At 48.5% G+C, this 19551-nt stretch carries 17 protein-coding genes; 5 read left to right on the top strand and 12 right to left on the bottom strand.

From position 1 onward, the window contains the following. The first annotated feature begins 42 nt into the window (after positions 1–42). Entirely contained in the window at positions 43–2817 is a 2775-nt protein-coding gene (locus BCT27_RS17450) for an insulinase family protein (RefSeq protein WP_241908591.1), read from the top strand. A gap of 74 nt (positions 2818–2891) precedes the next feature. Here the strand turns inward: BCT27_RS17450 and fadJ are convergent, their stop codons facing one another. Then, positions 2892–5048 carry a fatty acid oxidation complex subunit alpha FadJ gene (gene fadJ, locus BCT27_RS17445; RefSeq protein WP_102318320.1) on the bottom strand — a complete coding sequence of 719 codons (2157 nt, stop codon included), beginning with the start codon at positions 5046–5048 and terminating at the stop codon, positions 2892–2894. Continuing rightward, entirely contained in the window at positions 5048–6358 is a 1311-nt protein-coding gene (fadI, locus tag BCT27_RS17440) for an acetyl-CoA C-acyltransferase FadI (protein WP_017014189.1), read from the bottom strand. Before fadI ends, fadJ begins: the two co-directional genes overlap by 1 nt. A gap of 728 nt (positions 6359–7086) precedes the next feature. Here fadI and BCT27_RS17435 point away from each other — a divergent pair. The 4 genes from BCT27_RS17435 to BCT27_RS17420 all read left to right on the top strand — a co-directional run bounded on the left by BCT27_RS17435 (position 7087) and on the right by BCT27_RS17420 (position 11553). Next, positions 7087–7662 (top strand): sigma-70 family RNA polymerase sigma factor, encoded by a 576-nt coding sequence (locus BCT27_RS17435; RefSeq protein WP_074926237.1) that lies wholly within the window; start codon positions 7087–7089, stop codon positions 7660–7662. Further along, a complete protein-coding gene (locus tag BCT27_RS17430) occupies positions 7649–8371 on the top strand; it encodes a DUF3379 family protein (protein ID WP_102396352.1) in 723 nt (240 codons plus the stop codon). Before BCT27_RS17435 ends, BCT27_RS17430 begins: the two co-directional genes overlap by 14 nt. A gap of 230 nt (positions 8372–8601) precedes the next feature. Further along, entirely contained in the window at positions 8602–9921 is a 1320-nt protein-coding gene (locus BCT27_RS17425; protein WP_102396351.1) for an outer membrane protein transport protein, read from the top strand. Between the two features lie 315 nt (positions 9922–10236). Then, positions 10237–11553, top strand: coding sequence for an outer membrane protein transport protein (locus tag BCT27_RS17420; RefSeq protein ID WP_102396350.1), 1317 nt, complete (start codon positions 10237–10239; stop codon positions 11551–11553). Positions 11554–11652: 99 nt separating this feature from the next. On the opposite strand, the gene BCT27_RS17415 is transcribed toward BCT27_RS17420, so the two are convergent. From BCT27_RS17415 to ccmA, 10 genes are all read right to left on the bottom strand, one after another. Continuing rightward, positions 11653–12441 (bottom strand): MlaA family lipoprotein, encoded by a 789-nt coding sequence (locus tag BCT27_RS17415; RefSeq protein WP_102391961.1) that lies wholly within the window; start codon positions 12439–12441, stop codon positions 11653–11655. Between the two features lie 73 nt (positions 12442–12514). Beyond that, positions 12515–13732, bottom strand: a complete 1218-nt coding sequence (ccmI, locus tag BCT27_RS17410) for a c-type cytochrome biogenesis protein CcmI (protein ID WP_102396349.1) — start codon at positions 13730–13732, stop codon at positions 12515–12517. Beyond that, a complete protein-coding gene (locus tag BCT27_RS17405; RefSeq protein WP_102396424.1) occupies positions 13729–14217 on the bottom strand; it encodes a cytochrome c-type biogenesis protein in 489 nt (162 codons plus the stop codon). Before BCT27_RS17405 ends, ccmI begins: the two co-directional genes overlap by 4 nt. After that, positions 14217–14771 (bottom strand): DsbE family thiol:disulfide interchange protein, encoded by a 555-nt coding sequence (locus BCT27_RS17400; RefSeq protein ID WP_102396348.1) that lies wholly within the window; start codon positions 14769–14771, stop codon positions 14217–14219. The genes BCT27_RS17405 and BCT27_RS17400 overlap by 1 nt, the downstream gene beginning before the upstream one ends. Positions 14772–14773: 2 nt before the next feature. Next, positions 14774–16750: a heme lyase CcmF/NrfE family subunit gene (locus BCT27_RS17395; protein ID WP_102396347.1), complete on the bottom strand. Its 1977-nt coding sequence runs from the start codon at positions 16748–16750 to the stop codon at positions 14774–14776. Continuing rightward, positions 16750–17229, bottom strand: coding sequence for a cytochrome c maturation protein CcmE (ccmE, locus tag BCT27_RS17390; RefSeq protein ID WP_017009395.1), 480 nt, complete (start codon positions 17227–17229; stop codon positions 16750–16752). The genes BCT27_RS17395 and ccmE overlap by 1 nt, the downstream gene beginning before the upstream one ends. Then, on the bottom strand, positions 17226–17432 hold the full coding sequence (gene ccmD / locus BCT27_RS17385; RefSeq protein ID WP_017009394.1) for a heme exporter protein CcmD: 207 nt from the start codon (positions 17430–17432) through the stop codon (positions 17226–17228). The genes ccmE and ccmD overlap by 4 nt, the downstream gene beginning before the upstream one ends. A 2-nt stretch (positions 17433–17434) precedes the next feature. Then, the gene (locus BCT27_RS17380; protein ID WP_017009393.1) at positions 17435–18172 is read right to left on the bottom strand and encodes a heme ABC transporter permease; all 738 of its coding nucleotides are present in this window, start codon (positions 18170–18172) and stop codon (positions 17435–17437) included. Between the two features lie 31 nt (positions 18173–18203). Further along, a complete protein-coding gene (ccmB, locus tag BCT27_RS17375) occupies positions 18204–18872 on the bottom strand; it encodes a heme exporter protein CcmB (RefSeq protein ID WP_017009392.1) in 669 nt (222 codons plus the stop codon). Beyond that, the gene (gene ccmA, locus BCT27_RS17370) at positions 18872–19486 is read right to left on the bottom strand and encodes a cytochrome c biogenesis heme-transporting ATPase CcmA (protein WP_102318311.1); all 615 of its coding nucleotides are present in this window, start codon (positions 19484–19486) and stop codon (positions 18872–18874) included. Before ccmA ends, ccmB begins: the two co-directional genes overlap by 1 nt. Positions 19487–19551: the final 65 nt, after the last annotated feature.

The raw sequence follows: 19551 nt of genomic DNA, 5'->3' as shown, positions 1-19551 counted from the left end.
TGGTCATAATTAAGACCTTGCCCCTACCAGTGAAGGTGCCTTGTGCAAATAAGTCCCAACGATCATCGTGCTTACCGACACATCACTCTCGACAATAAATTACGGATATTATTGATCGAAGATGTGCAAGCACCACGCAGCGCTGCTGCCCTAACCGTGAATGTTGGACACTTCTGCGATCCCGCCGATCGCGAAGGCCTGGCGCATTTCCTCGAGCACATGCTGTTTCTAGGCACAGAGCGCTACCCTGTTGTTGGAGAGTTCCAATCTTTCATTAGCCGCAACGGTGGCAGCAACAATGCATGGACAGGTACCGAGAACACCTCTTTCTTTTTCGATATTCAGCATGATTACTTCGATGAAGCGTTGGATAGATTCGGGCAGTTTTTCTCCGCACCGCTGTTCAATGCCGATGCTGTCGATAAAGAACGCAACGCCGTAGATTCCGAATACAAGCTCAAGCTGCAAGACGATGTGCGTCGTATCTACCAGGTGCAGAAAGAGACCATCAACCCCGAACACCCTTTTTCGAAATTCTCGGTCGGCAGTGCTGACACCCTCGCCGATCGCGAAGGCAATACCGTGCGTGATGAACTGATCGCCTTTTACAAAAAACATTACAGCGCCAATTTGATGACAGCCTCCATCACTGGCCCTTTCACGCTAGATTCGCTGGAAGTATTGGCGCGTGACGTATTCGAAGATATCCCCAATTTGGATCTCGCGCCTTTCATCCCAGACGTTCCGTTTGTCACCAAGGCGCAGACAAAGCAATTCATCACCATTGAACCCTTGAAGGATGTGCGCAAGCTGACCATGGCTTTCTCGCTGCCTGAAACAGACAAACACTATCGCATCAAGCCCCTGTCTTACATTGCACACTTACTGGGGTATGAAGGCTCTGGCAGCGTGATGTCGATGCTGAAAAGCAAAGGCTACATCAACAACCTGTCTGCTGGTGGCGGGATCAGTGGATCCAATTTCCGCGAATTCACCGTCAGTGTCAGTTTGACTGAAATCGGCTTGAGCAAAATCGACGCCATCGTCATGTATATCTTCCAAGCGATTAACCTCATCAAAGAGCAAGGGTTGAATGATTGGCGTTATGCAGAAAAACGCGCCGTGCAAGAAATGGCGTTTCGCTATCAAGAGCCTTCTCGCCCGTTAGACACCGTTAGCCACATGGTGTTGAACCTTCAACACTACGCGACAGACGACACGCTCTACGGCGATTATATGATGCAAGGGTTTGATGAAGCCTTGATTCGAGAGATGCTCAATTACTTGTCGCCTGAACACATGCGACTGACTTTGATTGCGAAAGGCGGAAAGCACGACCGACAAGCAAATTGGTATGACACCCCTTACAGCGTTAAGCCCATTACCGAGAGCCAGCTTGAAAAATGGCACTCAGCACTGATCTCCAGCACCTTAACCCTGCCGGAAACCAACCCTTATATCAGTTATGATCTTGACCCTATTGAACTCGAAGCCCCAGACACCCAGCAACCTGAGAAGATTCAGGAGCTGCCCGGCTTTTGTTTGTGGCATTTGCAGGACACGGAATACCGTGTCCCTAAAGGGGTCGTTTACGTGGCTATCGACAGCCCACATGCTGTCGAATCCGTTGAGAACATCGTGAAAACACGCGTCAGTGTTGAAATGCTCTTAGAGGCCATCAACGAAATTGCCTACCCCGCAGAAGTGGCCGGATTAAATTACAACCTGTATGCGCACCAAGGCGGTGTCACGCTTAAGCTCAGTGGATTCAATGAAAAGCTGCCACTGCTGATGAATTTAGTCTTGGAGAAATTCGCCCATCGCGATTTCAAACCAGAACGTTTCGACATCATCAAAACGCAATTACTGAGAAGCTGGAAGAACGCCACGCAAAACAAACCCATTAGCCGCTTATACAATGCGATGACGGGCATTTTACAGCCAAATAATCCGACGTATGAGCAAATGATTGAAGCGCTCATGCCGTTGCAGGTTTCTGAACTTCCGGACTTTGTCCAATCTGTCATGTCTGAACTGCATGTCGAAATGTTCGTTTATGGCAATTGGCAGAAACAACAAACCTTGGCACTGGCAGACACCATCAAAGATGCACTGCGCGTTCACAATCAACGCTATCAAGAATCCACGCGCCCGCTTGTTCTTTTGAACAACGTCGGCAGTGCGTCTTATCATCTCGATTGTGAAAGCCAAGATTCCGCGGTGTTAGTGTATTACCAAAGCCACGGCACAGAAGCGGAAGATGTGGCCATGCACACCTTCGCGCAGCATTTGATGTCAGCGATATTCTTCAATGAATTGCGCACCAAGCAACAACTCGGGTACATGGTTGGGTCGGGCAACATGCCGCTCAATCGCCACCCTGGATTAATTTTTTATGTGCAGTCACCACAGGTAGGGCCTACCAAGCTAATGGAAGCCATTGATGATTTCCTCAATGCGTTCTTCCTCGTCTTGATGGAACTTAGTGAAGCGCAATGGCAAGCCAGTAAACAAGGCCTGATTGCGCAGATTGAAGAGCCGGATGCCAACTTGCGCGCTCGCGCTCAGCGACTCTGGATAAGCATTGGCAACAAAGACCGCACGTTTTCTCAGCGTCGTCGCGTCGCCGAAGAAATTCGTCAAATGAGTCGCGCGGAAATGATTAAGTTTGTTGTCGACAAGCTCAAACCGCGTACCGCTGATAGGTTAGTGATGCACAGTTGTGGCGGCGCGCATCAAGGACAATGCTTCCCAGAAGAAACGCACGAAATTGATTCAATTACCGCCTTCCGTCGCAACCGATTAGAACGGCCGTAAAGACCTGGTGAGTGATACGAAAAAGCCCCGAACATCGGGGCTTTTTGTTATTTAGCTAATTTACGTGTTGCGCATTACTCGAAGAAGCGTTTTTCTTCTGCTGCCATCGCTTTCAGCAGCGGACATGGTGCAAAACGCTCACCGAATTTGGCTTCATGTTGTTCCAACAGTTCCACTAAACGCTTCGCGCCAATCTGATCCATGTAACGGAACGGGCCACCCAAGAACGGCGGGAAGCCGATACCGAATACCGCACCAATGTCGCCATCACGTGCAGATTTCACCACACCTTCATCCAAACATTGCGCCGCTTCATTAAGCATCATCAACACACAGCGCTGCGCCAGTTCATGACCGTTTAGCTGGTTCTTCGGTTCAACACCTAGCAAGCCATAAACACGCTTATCAACTTCTTTTTTCTTACCATTGTATTGGTAGAAACCTTTACCGCTCTTACGCCCTTTACGGCCGTCATTCAGCATCACATCAAACACGTCTGGTGCACGGAATCGCTCACCCAACTCGTTCAGCAATATTGGACTGATCTTCGCACCGATATCGATGCCGACTTCATCCAGCAAGGTCACAGGCCCCACAGGGAAGCCGAAATCAAGCAGTGCATTGTCGATATGCTCAATGGTTTCACCAGACAGCAAAGTCATCGCGGCTTCATTCATGTATGGCGCGAGAATACGGTTTACATAAAAACCCGCTTTGTCAGCGACAACAATCGGTGTTTTGCCCTGCTTCTTCGCCAGTTTCACGACCGTTGCAACGGCTTTTTCAGAGGTGCCAGCGTGAGGAATGACTTCCACCAGCGGCATTTTATCGACCGGGCTAAAGTAATGCAGACCAACGATGTTCTCTGGTCGTGCAGCACCTTCAGCAATCTGATGGATAGGCAGTGACGAGGTGTTGGTAGCGAAAATCGTGTTTTCACCCAACGCGTCTTCGACTTCAGCAACCATCTTGTGTTTCAGCTCAAGATCTTCAAACACCGCTTCAATGACAACGTTTGTGCGGCTCATACCGCTGTAATCCGTTGAACCACTGATGCGTGCCATTTGTTCTTGAAGCTGCGCTTTTGAAATAATGCGGCGCTTACGCTTTTTCTCTAGCAGCTTGTAGCTGTAGTTCATGGCGTTGAGCAGGCCATCATTGCTGACATCTTTCACACGCACCGGCACGTTTGCCTTCGTCGCAGAAACATTCGCAATGCCCGCGCCCATCAAACCGCCACCTAGCACAGTGACGCCCGTGACTTTCTCAGGCTCTGCATCTGCACCGGTTTCTTTTTTCATTGCCGTGGTTGCAAAGAACAGGCTACGAAGTGCCGCCGATTCCGTGCTCATGACCAACTGGCCGAAATGCTTCGCTTCGCGAGCCAGGCCTTTTTCAATGCCTTTATCGAGACCGTATTTAATGGTGTCGAGAATCGCTTCCGTCGCAGGGTAATTTCCACGGGTTTTCTCACGCGTTTTCTTTGCTGCCTGATCGAAAACCACGGTGCGACCCAGTGCGTTGCCGCCCATGGCCCAGCTCTGCCAGCTGTTAGTGCGCGTTGGCTTACTCTTGAGGGCCAATTCTTCCGCCACTTGCAACAACACAGAATGTGGCACGCAGTCATCGACCACGCCCATTTTCTTCGCTTTCTTACCGCGCAGCTGTTTGCCAGTCAGGATCATATCCAGTGAACCCGCTACACCAATTAAACGCGGCAGTCGCTGTGTTCCGCCCGAGCCTGGTAACAAGCCCAATTGCACTTCAGGTAAACCAATACGTGTTTTGTCGTCGTCTGTCGCGACGCGGCTATGACAACCCAGCGCCAGCTCTAACCCACCGCCCAAACACGGGCCGTGAATAGCAGCTACCACGTGAAATGGCAGCGCTTCAAGGCGAGAGAACAGCTTCTGCCCTTGCTCTGCAATGGCTTGTGCATCTTCAGCGGTTTTACATGCATCCAGCATGCGGACATCCGCGCCCGCCACAAAGTTGTCAGGTTTCGCTGAGTGCAGCACCAAGCCTTTAACATCAGACTTGCCTTCAAGCTCGGTCAAGATCTCGCTGATCTCATCGGCAAAGGTCGCCTGAAGCGTGTTCATGCTTTCGCCGGGTACGTCTATCGCAAGCCAAGCGACCCCGTTATCCGCATAGCGCAGTGAAAATGCTGACGGTGTAGACACGGTTTCCGTCGATTCTGGTGCGGACGTATCTGTCGTTTGTTCGCTCATTATTCTGCCTCCAAAATCATCGCTGCGCCGAGCCCACCTGCCGCACAAGCTGTATTCAATGCCAACCCACCGCCACGACGACGAAGCTCGTTCAAGGTTTGGGTGATCATGCGTGCGCCAGTGGCTGCAAATGGGTGACCATAAGCAATAGAACCACCAAGCACGTTAAATTTGTCCATGTCGATCTCACCAATCGCTTGGCTACGTCCGAGCTTCTGCTCTGCAAACGTTTTAGAGCCAAACATTTTCACGTTCGCCAACGCTTGTGCCGCAAAGGCTTCGTGCATGTCGATCAGGGTTAAGTCAGACAAGGTAATGCCTGCGCGATCAAGTGCCATCGGTGTGGCATAAGATGGCCCCATCAGCATATCGTGTTCAACTTGAATCGCGGCAAACGCGTAAGAGCGAATGTAGCCCAGTGGCTCCAAACCCAATTCCTTTGCTCGGCCTTCGCGCATCAACATCACTGCGGCAGCGCCGTCCGTCAATGGCGTGGCATTCGCTGCCGTCACTGAACCGTGTTTGCGATCAAACGCAGGACGTAATTTGGCATAACCTTCCAGTGTAGAGTCTTCACGGACGTTGTTATCTTTGTCGATCCACGCACGGTAAGGTTCAGGGAAAGCAGTCATGACTTCATCACGCACCAAACCATCAGCCCACGCTTTCGCCGCCAAAGTATGAGAACGGTGCGCCAATGCATCTTGCTCTTTACGGCTGATTTGATGACTCTTTGCCATTTGTTCCGCCGTTTGTCCCATGCTCAAACCTGTTGAATATTCAGCAACCGCTGGCGGCACAGGTGCAAGATCTGAAAGCGATAGCTTGCTCAGAAGCTTAAGGCGCTTACTCATGGTTTTGGCTTTGCTGAGCGCAAGCAAGGTTGCCGCGAGGTGCTTCGACACACCGATCGGCAAGACAGAAGAAGAATCCGCACCGCCAGCAATACCGATATCAACAGTGCCAGACATGATGCTCTCCGTGACATTCACGACAGATTGAAAGCTGGTCGCACAGGCACGGGAGACACTGTAAGCGTCAGTGTGAATGTTCATGCCCGTACCCAGCACGATTTCACGCGCAATATTGGGCGCTTCTGGCATTTGCACAACTTGCCCGAAAACAAGTTGGTCAATCAACTTGGGGTCAATGGCAGTACGATTCAGCATTTCGCTAACGACCATTTTGCCGAGGTCGACGGCCGGGACATCGGCATAGGCCGTAGACTGTCGCGCGAAAGGCGTTCGAAGCCCTGCGACAACTGCGATACGTTCACCTTGACGCGTAGTCAGGTTCTGGGGAGAGTTCATTGCTGCTCCTTGCATGAATTAGAGGTCAGACCAGAAGAGTGTAACCAATTTGTTATTAAATTAAAACGTACGTTTTAAATTGTTCTTCAGTCTGGGATCACAGGCAAAAAAAAACCACACCGAATGGGTGTGGTAACGTATGTGGAAAGCAATCACGTAGAATTCAATTAACGTAAAGCCAATTGCAAATCAGGTATAAAACCTGAGGAGAAAGTAAAGTCAGCCTTCAAAAAAGGAAGTTGTCATCTTGCTCAACACGGTGTCGCACATTCACAGGCCGGTAAACCAACGGGTCTATCAATGCGCTACCAGATGACAGTGCTTACTATACCCGTCAAGCGTCGCGTCTTTTTGAAGCAGATCAATGTTTGGTTCAATTCTTCATCAGCACAAAAACAAAAGAATTGTCATTACAATTGCCCTGTAACGCTTCCTGCCAAACGAGGCCTTTCCACGCGAACATTTCCCCTATCAAAATATACGCATCTATACACACAGCTCCAATTGAGAGATTTCCGTACCACTAACAATGCATTTCAATCAATTGCTCTCAAAATAAACAATCTCACTGTTAGAATATTTAACACCGAGAAGAACAAGGATAAATTGACAGAAAAAACTACACTTACATCGTCAATGATTCATGCTCGCAAGCTACAGCGTCATCCTCATCGTCACCTAATGGCTGTCTTTAATTGCGAAATAACAAAGAGCTAAGGATAGTCTGAATGGTTTTGAAAAAACTTCGAAATAAAACCGAAGATACGCAGGTCTCTACTGATATGGAAAAACAAAGACGATACGAAGCGCTCGTGAGAGCTTGGCACAGGGATCTCTATCGCTACGCATATTGGCTTACCAAAGACCAACATGTGGCGGAAGATTTGGTACAAGAAACTTGTCTACGTGCTTGGCGATCGCTCGATAGCCTTCAAGATGATAATGCGGCGAAAGCATGGCTAATCACCATTCTCCGTCGAGAAAACGCACGCCGATTCGAACGTAAGCAGTTAGAATTGGTTGATATTGACGATCATCAAGTAGCAGACAATACCCAGCCGAGCGAAGAAGCGTCGGTAGAGCAGCAGTGGCTGCATAAACAAATTATGCGTCTTGCCCCCGAATACCGTGAACCATTAGTGCTTCAGGTCATGGCAGGATTCAGCGGCGAAGAAATTGCAGATATATTGGACTTGAACAAAAACACTGTGATGACTCGTCTTTTTCGAGCGCGCAATCAATTAAAAGAGTTCATGGATACTCAAAACACCCCACAAAGAGGAGCGCAAAATGGACGATCTTGAATTTCGTCGCCGTCTTCTCGCCGACCCCCAAGACCAGGATCCTGAGTTGCTTGATGCCAAGCGTAGCTCAACCGCAAACCAGAGCCTTGCTTCAGAGCTAGAGCAATTAGATGCGATGATCGATCAGGCATTGAGAGTTGACGTGCCAGACGACCTAGTCGATAAAGTATTGTTTAAGCAAACCAGCGATGTTGTTCGAGAAAAGCGCCAACCCAAATTTCACTTGGCCATTGCCGCGTCCATTGCGTTTGTATTTGGCATCATGCTTGGTCAGTTTAATTGGTCGAACTTACCTATTTTGCCAGGTGACCAAAGCCTAGGGCAAATTGCGCTACAGCATTACTACCATGAAGAAGGTTTCGCGCTCGCTGCCAACGAAGGTGCAAGCCTCCAACAGGTGAATGCCAAACTAGCACCTTTAGGGAGCACCTTTAACGGGAATTTGCCAGGCCAGGTTGCTTACTTGAACCATTGCAGCTTTGACGATCAGCATGCTGTACACATGGTGCTAAAAGCAGAGAATGGCGAAGATTTCACTGTCTTTGTCGTGCCGCAAAAATCGCCAGCGATGGAAACATTTAGCGACGGTAATATGGAAGCCATTTCGCTTCCGGCAAACAACAGCAGCGTGATTGTTGTAGGTGAAGAAGGTTCAAACATTCTTCCTCTCGCTGAGTCTCTGAAAAAGCATTTGAATCAAAAAGCATAAACTAGGCAGACTTTGCGATAAAACATTCATTTACACAAAAAGGGAGAAGCATCTGCTTCTCCCTTTTTTTATCTATAAAACAATCAACTAAGAAAATATAACGCACAAACAAGACAGCGTCTCATAACTGGTCAGATTTCAAAATTTTATCCTACACAATAGAATCCGCGCGGCTTTATAAAGCCCATATAAACAAAATTACAATAAATTCATTTGGATAGATTCACATTATGAATAAGAAGCGTCTGTTTATTCGTTCAGCTATTGCAGTGGCTGTTGCGGCAAGTTCTACGTCAGCGTTCGCCGCTGGCTTCCAGTTAAATGGCCAGTCAGCAACAGGCCTTGGTCGTGCGTTTGCAGGTGATGCCGTTATCGCTGATAACGCATCGGTAATGGCGCGTAACCCAGCAGCGATGGCGCTATTTGATTCTCCAGAGCTTTCTTTGGGTGTGATCGCAATTGATACTGATGTTCAGATTAAAGGTGGCGATTACACCTACTTGGACAGAATGAGCCTTACTCAACAAGGCATACAGCCAGTGTATTCATCAACAAACTTAGATGATGCACAAGCTGGCGACATTTCTTATGTACCTAATATTTTCTACGTTCACCCAATCAATGAGAAGTTTGCAGTAGGTGCTGGTATCTATTCTAATTTCGGTACAAAAACAGAATTTGACACCAACTTTGCAGCTAACGAACTTGGCGGTCTAACCGACGTTAAAAGTGTTAACTTTGCATTAAGCGGCTCTTACCGCGTTAATGAGCAACTAAGCCTAGGTGCCGGTGTTGATTTCATTCAAGGCACTGGTAAGTTGCAACGTTCGGGTCTCGATCACCTTGGAGAACTGCCTGTATTCGGTTCATCTTTCGAGAGCAGTGTTGGTGACAACATGTTGAACATTGATGCAGAAGGCACTGGCTTTGGTTGGAATGCAGGTGTTGTTTATGAGCTGAGCGAGAAGCACCGTTTTGGTCTTAGCTACCGCCATAGTCCAGATATCAAAGCTGACGGTGACACCATGGTGTACAAAGGGGAGCAGCTAAGCGGTAAACTTGTTTTGCCGCTGCCTGATATCGCAGAATTCTCAGGCTATCATCTGCTCACTAACAAGTTTGCAATGCATTACTCTGTACAGTGGATTGAGTGGAGTACCTTCGACCAACTAGCGACAACCGATGGTACTGTGTTGAATGAGTACAATTGGCAAGATGGTATGCACTATTCTATCGGTGGTACTTACTACTTGAACGATGCATGGACCCTTCGTGCCGGTTACATGTATGACACCAGTGCCCAGGATCAAAAGAAATCTATTTCCGTTCCTGACTCCGACCGTCAGTGGGTATCAGCAGGTGCTACCTTCCGCGCAACCAAAAACTCTACCATCGATGTTGGCGTAACTTACCTTATGGGTGAAGATGTCAAAGTTAGTGACACCCTCTCAACAGAGGTTGGCGGTCAAGAATTGACCCTGTCAAACGTAGAAGCAACCACTCGCGCAAACGCGTGGCTATACGGCATTCAATACAGCTACAAGTTCTAAGCTATGAAGCGATAAAAAAGGGAGCATCAGCTCCCTTTTTTTTGTGCGCGGATTTTGAAATGACATCCCATAAATTCTAATAATTTCAGCGTTTTTACAGCGTACATACCCCATAACTAGCCCCGATAACAGTTACACGTGTTCGCTCAGTTCCAGCGTACATGTGTAACCTGATGCGTATTTAACAGTTGTTATCACCATTACAGAACGACATACCAATATATAATTCCAAATAATGAGTCATCAACAATTCTAAATTGCAACCTATCGTTCCCTCAGTACCCTGTAGCGACCTAAAAAAGCAATCGATGAATTATGAATAAGAATAAAATTCTACCTTTGGCTATTGCAGCCGCTCTTGGCTCTCTTTCTTCAACATCTGCTTATGCGGCAGGTTTCCAGCTTGCTGAGTATTCAGCAACCGGCCTAGGACGCGCATACGCGGGTGAAGCAGCGATGGCAGATAATGCCGCTGCGCAATTCCGTAACCCTGCGATGCTGACTTACCTTGAAGGTACACAAGTCTCGACGGGCATGATCTACGTTGACCCGAATGTCGATGTAGATGGCACGACAACATTCTTCGGTAACGAGACGCAAACATCATCTAAAGATTTTGCTGATGCTGCTGTCGTTCCAAATTTCTATGTATCTCACCAAGTCAATGAACAAGTATTTCTTGGTCTTGCGCTAGCCTCTAACTTCGGCATGAACACCAAGTTGGATGACAATTTTAAAGGCACGCAATTCGGTAACGAAGCATCGATCACCACCGTTGAAATCAACCCAAATGTGGCTTACCGCATTAACGACCAGTTCTCGATTGGTGGTGGCGTCCGTTTTGTCATGGGCGAAGGTAGCATTGGAGCGAAAAGTTCTTCAGCGACCCTAATGCCAAATGGTCAAGGCGGGGTCGCTGTTGTACCAAATGGTACGACGCTTAAATACATGGAAGGCGATGACACATCTTGGGGTTGGCAAGCAGGTGCAGCATGGCAGCTCAACGATTCAAACCGAATTGGTTTCAACTACCGTTCTGCGGTTGATCTAAAGCTTGCTGGTCATGCTTCTGGCTTGTCTTTCGGCACAACAACAGGTCAATTGCCAGGTAGCATGGAGTTGGGACTACCTGCTACAGCAGAAATTGCAAGCTTTCACCAAATCACCGAAAAAGTGGCTGTTCACGCAAGCGTGAATTGGACTGATTGGAGCGAATTTGAAAAACTAGAAGCCAACATTCCTTCGCTGTCTGAGCCAACTCAAATGGTGAAAGAAGAGAATTGGCGTGACAACTACCGCGTTGCAGTTGGTGCGACCTACCAGCTAAACGACAAAACAGAACTTCGTTCAGGTGTGGCTTACGACACATCAGCGGTAGATGATGCGAACCGTACTATCACCATTCCTGAAACTGACCGTCTATGGCTAAGCCTAGGTGCGGGTTACGAGTGGTCTAAAAACCTAACGCTAGATGCAGGTTTCACCTATATCTTTGCAAAAGAAGCCCCTGTAAAAGAGCCTCGTGATCATGTTGCATCAGATCAACTTGGTCAGCTTTTCGGCGGGTCATTTGAAGGTAAAACCTCTGGCAGCGTTTGGCTAGCAGGTGTTCAAGCAAGCTACCGCTTCTAAGCGTCAACTGAGAGTTTGAGTGTAAGCTCAACGTTAGCAGACAAAAAAAGCCACTCAGTCGAGTGGCTTTTTGTTCGATACAGAGATGGCGGCAGCGTCTTAGTAAGCGTCAATCTCGTCCATCAATTCTTCAAGATATTCATCGTCTTCTTCATCAGCGTCGATTTCAACCTCACCGCCACGCGCCTTAAAGGCTTTATTTTGCAAATACGCATCACGCGTGAACGCATACGGGTCCGGCGAGTTTTCAAGAATACCTTCTTGCTTCACCAATGCTGCGCGCGTTTCCATGCCATCTAGCGCCCATTTGATCACTGATTGCGGGAATGTCAGCAGTGATAATGGTGGGTACAACCCATCGACTGTATCCCCTACCCCTTCACGTACCGTGATTGGGCCGTAGACAGGCACCATGATGTAAGGACCTTGCCCAATATCGTAATACCCCATCGCATCACCAAACTGTCGGTCACTGAGCTTAGGGACGTTAGCGGCCGAAGCGAGATCGATGATGCCACCCAGACCAAAGACGGTGTTCAACCAGAATCGGTTGAAGTGTACAAGCGCGTCTTCACCTTCCAGCATAATAAGGCTGTTGATCATGCTCGCAGGTTCTTCAAGGTTGTTGATAAAGTTTGAGATACCTGTTCGCGTCCAACTTGGCACGTAATCAACGTACGCCACTGATACTGGGCGTGCGACATACGGGTCAAGGTAATCATAATTCAACGTCCACATTGCACGGTTAAACCCTTCAAACGGATCGTTAGGGTGCGCAACGTGCGTTTCTGCATTCGTTTCTGCGTCAGCAGTATTCTCTTCAGGTGTTTGAGCACATCCGCTCAACCCCACCACAAGGCCTACTGCCAGTATAAAGCCTTTCCACATTGTATTATTATTTCCAAAAAAGAGGCTGGTTTGCACCAGCCCGTTTCAATTGTTACCAGAAAGTATAAATCAGTTAATACTTTTGGTTAATCACTATCTGCGACTGTCCACCTAATGCAAACGGCAAGGTTTCTCCAAACCAATCGCCATCTTTCGTCATGACGTTTCCATCATGGTCAATACGTGCTTTCACCAAGACTTCAGGCAATGACGACATGAGGCGCTCAGGAATCATACTGTCAGCATCCGTTAGCTCGACGGTCAGTGGAAACTGATTGATAGGCAATCGCTTCGCTGCAATCGGCATTGGGGCGCCATCTGCTGAATGCACAGAGACAATCAATACGCCTTGCTCAGGAAGGACAACATCTTCGTCCAGAGTAACGGTCACAGACACCTTCTGTCCTGAACCCACGTTCATTTGCGTATTTGCGCGAGCAATGCTGCGCTCAAGCATCGCAATGCGTGGATCATTTTCAGGCAGCAATTTCTTCATGGTTGACCACGCTGCAATTGCCTCATCATAAGCACCTCGCTCAAATGCTTCAAATGCTAACAATGAGAATGCTTGCATGTTCGCATGATCTTCTCGAATCACTTCACGAAGTAGACCACGTGCTTTCGTCACGTTGGTTTCGTCCCCCGAAAAGATCAGCGATTGTGCATAACCCAGCTTGATGTCGCTATTCTCAGGAGAAAGGCCATACGCTTTCGCCATAGCACCTTCTGCTGTCTGAATATCACGATTCGCCATGCCAATACGACCCAGTAACAGCCAACCCATTGCATCATCAGGTGTTTGTTGTAGCTTGGTACGGAGTGCTAGCGTGAGGTCAGCCATTTCTTGATCGGTCAACGGCTCTTGTGATTCCGACATCAAGCGCTGGGACAGCTCGGGCAAGTTGTTGGTGGTTTCTTGCCATGACACCACAGCACCGTAACTACCAAAAGTGTTGTAGAGGAAGTAGCTTAGTATCACCAAAATTAACACGCCCGGAGCAAGCATCATCGCTGACACTGTATTCTTGCTTTCAGTGACGGCTTGTTGCGTTGGGATGTCATCAAGCAAGGATTGTTTTAGTTCAACAGCAAGTTCGCCCTGGTTTTCAATCAAGCCTTCTTGCGCTTCTTCCTCAATTTCTTCCATACGATCACGGAAGAATGCTTTGTTCAACTCATCACGACTGGCTTCTTCATCTTGGTCTTTCCCGCGATAAATCGGCAACACAAATATTGCAATGGATACCAGCATCATCAAGGCTGTGATCAGCCAAAACATCGTTTCTGTCATGCTTGGTCATCCTTTTTCTTTTCTGAGTTTTGCTCATCCAGCAACGCATCAAGCCTTGCTTGTTCTTCACTGTCTAATGCCGTGTCTTTCACCACTTTCGGGCTCTTACGACTGCGCATTACCAACACAGTAAAACCACCAATCACAAACAGTAACGGACCCGCCCATAGGATCATGGTTGACGCGGTAAGCGGCGGATTGTACGTCACGAAGTTGCCATAGCGAGCAACCATGTACTCTACGATCTCGTCTTCGTTCTTACCTTGTTTGAGCATCTCATACACTTTGGCACGAAGGTCTTGTGCTAAACCTGCATTGGAATCCGCAATGTTATTGTTCTGACACTTAGGGCAACGAAGTTCTTTACCCAACTGATGGAACGCCGCTTCTTGTTCAGGCGTATCAAACTCATAAACCTCGATGGCTGCAGACACGGAGAATGCTGCACTCGCCGCCAAAATCAACGGCAGCAGGATACGTTTCATCATCCTTTCGCCTCCACCAACATTTGGTCATAAATGGGTTTCAACGTGTCTTCCCAATTACGTGTGTTTACATCACCGGCATGGCGATAACGAATAATACCGTTCGCATCAATGAGGAATGTTTCAGGCGCGCCATACACACCAAGATCCAGCCCCAACATGCCGTTACCATCAAACAGGCTGATCAAGTAAGGGTTACCCAATTGATTCAGCCAGCCGATCGCTTTAACACGATCATCTTTGTAGTTAAGGCCAATGATTTTCACACCGTCGCCTGCCAATTCATTTAAAAATGAATGTTCGGCATAACAGGTTGGACACCATGTCGCCCAAACGTTGAGCAATAGAGGTTGTCCATGGAAAACGCTCTGGTCATAAAGCTTTCCAGCCTCAGCCAAATCTTCCAAACGGAACTCTGGAACCGGTTTCCCAACCAAAACAGACTCTAGTTTGGTGGGATCGTCACCGTCAGCATTGTTACCAAGCTGAACAAAAAACACCGCCACAAGCACCATGAAGAGAGCCAATGGGATAAACAATAAAGGACGTTTCACCCTTAAATCTCCTTCGCTGGCTCGGCGCTGATCACCGATGTCGATTTCTGTCTGAAACGGTAACGTTTATCAGACATGGCAAAGATACCGCCAACAGCCATCAATACCGCACCAAACCAAATCCAACGAACAAATGGCTTGTAGTAAATTCGAACGGCCCATGATCCATCGGACAAGCGTTCACCCATCGCAATGTACAAGTCACGGGTGATACCACGGTCAATCGCAGCTTCTGTCATCATCGAGCGTTGTACGTTGTAGAAGCGTTTTTCTGCATGCAACGTATTGATGCGACGATCGCCACGGTACACATCAAAGTCAGCGATGTAGCCGTCATAGTTCGGGCCATCTTTTTCGCGAAGACCCGCGAAATTGAAGTGATACCCTTGAATTTCTACCGTGTCGCCCGGTGCCATTTTCACATCGCGTTCGATGTCGTAGTTCTGCACCATCGCGATACCAAGAATCGACACAGCAAGACCGATATGACCAAATATCATGGCCCAGTGGCTGCGACCTAGCTTGCGAACACCCGTCATGAAATCATCGCGGTGTGTTGCACGTTGGTACACTTCGAACGATTGCGTCAGGATAATCCACAACCCCATCACTGCACCTAGCGCTGCAAGTGGCATGAAGGCATCCGCGAAAATAGCGACCAGAGCAATACCACCAACAATAGACAAAATGCCGCAGATGATCAGCTCTTTCTTGACGGTTTTCAGGTTGTCGCGTTTCCAACGAACCAGTGGACCAATACCTAACAGGAACACAAATGGCACAGCCAGCCAGGTGAAAAGCAAGTTAAAGAACGGTTCGCCGATAGAGACAGAACCCAAACCAATTTGCTTATGTACCAATGGCAGCAAGGTTCCTAACAGCACAACCACGAGGGCTGCAATCAAAAGAATGTTGTTTGCCAATAACGCATTTTCACGAGACACCAATTCGAAATTGCCCCGGACACGCACTTCAGACGCGCGCAGTGCATAAAGCAGTAATGAACCACCGATGACCGCAACCAAAAACGCCAGAATAAAGAGACCACGGGTTGGATCTGATGCAAACGCGTGCACCGAAACCAGAACACCAGAACGGACAAGAAAAGTACCCAACAGACTCAAAGAGAACGCAGAGATCGCAAGCAATACCGTCCACGCTTTAAAGGTGCCACGTTTTTCAGTCACCGCGAGGGAGTGCATTAACGCAGTACCCGCCAGCCAAGGCATGAATGATGCGTTTTCTACTGGATCCCAGAACCACCAGCCACCCCAGCCGAGTTCGTAGTACGCCCACCAAGAGCCCAGAGCGATACCAATCGTCAAGAAGACCCATGCAGCCGTTGTCCAAGGACGAGACCAACGCGCCCACGCGGTATCCAAACGACCCGCCATCAAGGACGCTATCGCAAACGCAAACGCAACCGAGAAACCTACGTAACCCATGTACAGCATTGGCGGGTGAACAATCAGTCCCGGATCTTGCAATAGCGGATTGAGGTCACGACCATCAACAGGGAAGTAAGGCAAGGTGCGGTCAAAGGGGTTTGACGTCAAAATAATGAAGAGTAAGAAACCGACGCCGATCATGCCCATCACCGCCAATACACGCGCGACTGATTCTTGCGGCATACCACGGCTAAACAGAGCAACGGCAAGTGTCCAACCCGCTTGGATCAGAACCCAAAGCAACAAAGACCCTTCGTGAGCACCCCATACCGCGGTTAGACGGTAATACCAAGGCAATGCACTGTTAGAGTTACTCGCGACATAGCTAACGGTGAAGTCATTGGCGTAAAACGCCCAGCTCAACGCGATGAAAGACATCAGTAGCATGAGGAACATGCCAATCGCCAATGGACGCGCTGAACGCATCATGGCTTGGTTTCCGATCTGCGCTCCCCACAGCGGATAAATGCTCAACAGCACCGAAAATCCGAGGGAGATGATCAGGGCAAAATGCCCCAGTTCAGCAATCATTAGTAGCTACCTTTTTGTTGCTCTGTGTATTCAAGAGGCTGATGGTTTTTATTCATGGCCTCTGCAATTTCGGGTGGCATGTATTCTTCATCGTGCTTTGCGAGCACTTCGTGCGCTTTAACTGTGTTGGCATTGACCAACTCGCCTTGCGCCACAATACCCTGCCCCTCACGGAACAGGTCAGGAAGGATACCTTCAAAAATAACGGTAACTTGTGGGCCTACATCGGCCACTTTAAAACTCACTTTCAGAGAGTCTGGATCACGCTGAACGGAATCAGTGACAACCATGCCACCAATTCTCAAACGCTGACCAACTTCAGGTTTGGTTCCGTCAGGCTTCCCGTTCACCAACTCCGTTGGCGTATAGAATAAGTCCATATTCTGATTCAGCGCATACAGCATAAGCCCAATAGTCGCACCTACGCCCAATACTAAGGCCAGAGCCAGCCCTAATCGTTTTTTGCGTCTTGGGTTCATAATGTGTTCTCCATATTTTGGGCATTTTTGATGCGCTGCTCTCTGGCGGCTCTATTTTTAATGTCATTGAAGAGCTTACGGCGTGTCAGGTGGGCGGAAATAACCAACCACAACAAGGCACCAAACGTAATACCGAAAGAACTCCACACATAAGCGGCATAGCCGCCCATGTCTAAGAATGCTGAGAAGGAAGTAAAATGCATGATTATCCTCGCTCTACCAATTGACGCACCCAAGGGCGGTGCGCTTCACGCTGAAGGATTTTGTTTTTCAGCCCCATCAAGGTTAATGCACCAAAGAAGAAGGCAAACCCAAAAATGTTCAGCAACAATGGCCAAAGCATGTCTGAGGCGATAGAAGGCTTCGCAAATTTAGTGATGGTTGCGCCTTGGTGAAGGGTATTCCACCACTCCACAGAGAAATGAATAATAGGGAGATTGATCACACCCACCATAGCGAGAATGCCGGCCGCACGACCCGCGGTACGCTCATCGTCAAACGCGTTATACAGTGCAATCACACCCAGGTAGAGAAACAGCAGAATAAGCTCTGAGGTTAGACGCGCATCCCACACCCACCAAGCGCCCCACATCGGCTTGCCCCATACCGCACCAGTTAACAGCGCGATGAAGGTAAATACAGCGCCAATCGGTGCCATCGCAGCGGCTGCCCAGTCAGAGATTTTGATTTGCCAAACAAGGCCAATAAAGGCGGCGATTGCCATCGACATATACGCACCCATCGACCAAATTGCTGCTGGCACATGGATGTAAATGATCCTGAAGCTGTCACCTTGTTGGTAGTCAGAAGGCGCAAACGCAAGCCCCCAAATCGTACCCGTAATCAAGGACAACAATGCCAGCACAGAGAACCACGGCAGCAGTGTATTACACAGCTGGTAGGTTGCCTCGGGTTTGGCATAGGGATGAAGCCATTTCCACATTGCTATTACCGCTCTCAGTAAATTATAAGAATTATTGAACACTCACGCGCAGTGCCGCTGACACTGCAAAAGGTGATAAGGTTGCCGACCCAGCCAACATCGCACCAAGAATGGCGAGTTGCCCGTTAATCGGAAATCCATTGGCTGCCATATCAATGGCAGATGTAGCAAAAATTAAGACTGGGATGAACAACGGCAGCACCAATAAGCTCACAAGCACGCCACCTTTTCTCAGGCCAACGGTCAATGCCACACCTATTGCGCCCAAAAAGCTCAACGTTGGTGTTCCTAACAGTAACGTCAACACCACGGCTTTGTATGTCGGCCAATCTAATGAAAGTAATACTGCTAGAAGCGGGCTTATGATCAATAGCGGTAAGCCCGTCAGCAGCCAGTGCGCCACGACTTTTGCAAACGCTAAGACCGGAAGCGGCTCTGGCATCAGCAAAATTTGTTCTAACGAGCCATCGACAAAATCGTCACGAAAGAGTCGTTCCAGTGAGACGACTGCCGCCAGCAATGCTGCAACCCAGATAATACCCGGCGCAATCTCTGCAAGAAGATTTGGTCCTGGCCCTACACCCAACGGGAACAAAGTGATGACAATGATGAAAAACCATAACGGGTTCAGCATGTCAGACTGACGTCGGAAAGCCACCAAGAGTTCACGATGGATAAGTTCAAATAACGCCTTTCCCATTACGCCCCCAAAGTGATGCGACGGAGTTTAGGGTTATCGTGGAACATATCTTGGTGAGTGGTAAACAGCACTATGCCCCCGTTATCAACGTGTTTCTGGAATAGCTGTTCCAATACCTTAACACCTTGTTTATCAATGGCTGTTAGTGGCTCATCAAGGATCCAAAGTAAAGACTCACTGACCCAAAGTCGAGCCAATGCAACACGTCGATTCTGTCCCGCCGATAATTGAGCGGCTGGAACGTCTTCCCGCCCTGCTAGCCCCACACGGGCGAGTGCATCCCAAAGGCGATCTTCATCGGGAGTACCGTGCATTTTCTGGTAAAACGCCAAATTTTCGTAAGCCGTTAGCTCACGCTTAACACCTGTACTATGCCCCAAGAACAAGAGGTCACTGTAGAACTCTTCTCTGGCTTTCGTGACCGAATTTCCGTTCCAAAATACGTCACCAGACTCTGACAATCCCAGCCCCGCAATAATGCGAAGCAGGGTTGTTTTACCCGCGCCATTCGGTCCTTCTATCTGAACAAGATCACCGGGCGACACGGTAAAATTAAGGTCTTCAAACAACACACGCTCATCACGGATGCTGCTTAGTTGACGCACTTCCAACATAGCGATTGTCAATTCCCGATAAAGTAATGAAAAATCTACCCGATAATAACATAGAGGTTTTTAAA

Source organism: Enterovibrio norvegicus, from assembly GCF_002876705.1.
Classification (GTDB): Bacteria; Pseudomonadota; Gammaproteobacteria; order Enterobacterales; family Vibrionaceae; genus Enterovibrio; species Enterovibrio norvegicus_B.
The sequence above is the reverse complement of the archived record's forward strand: the minus strand, read 5'-3'. Positions and strand labels throughout refer to the sequence as shown.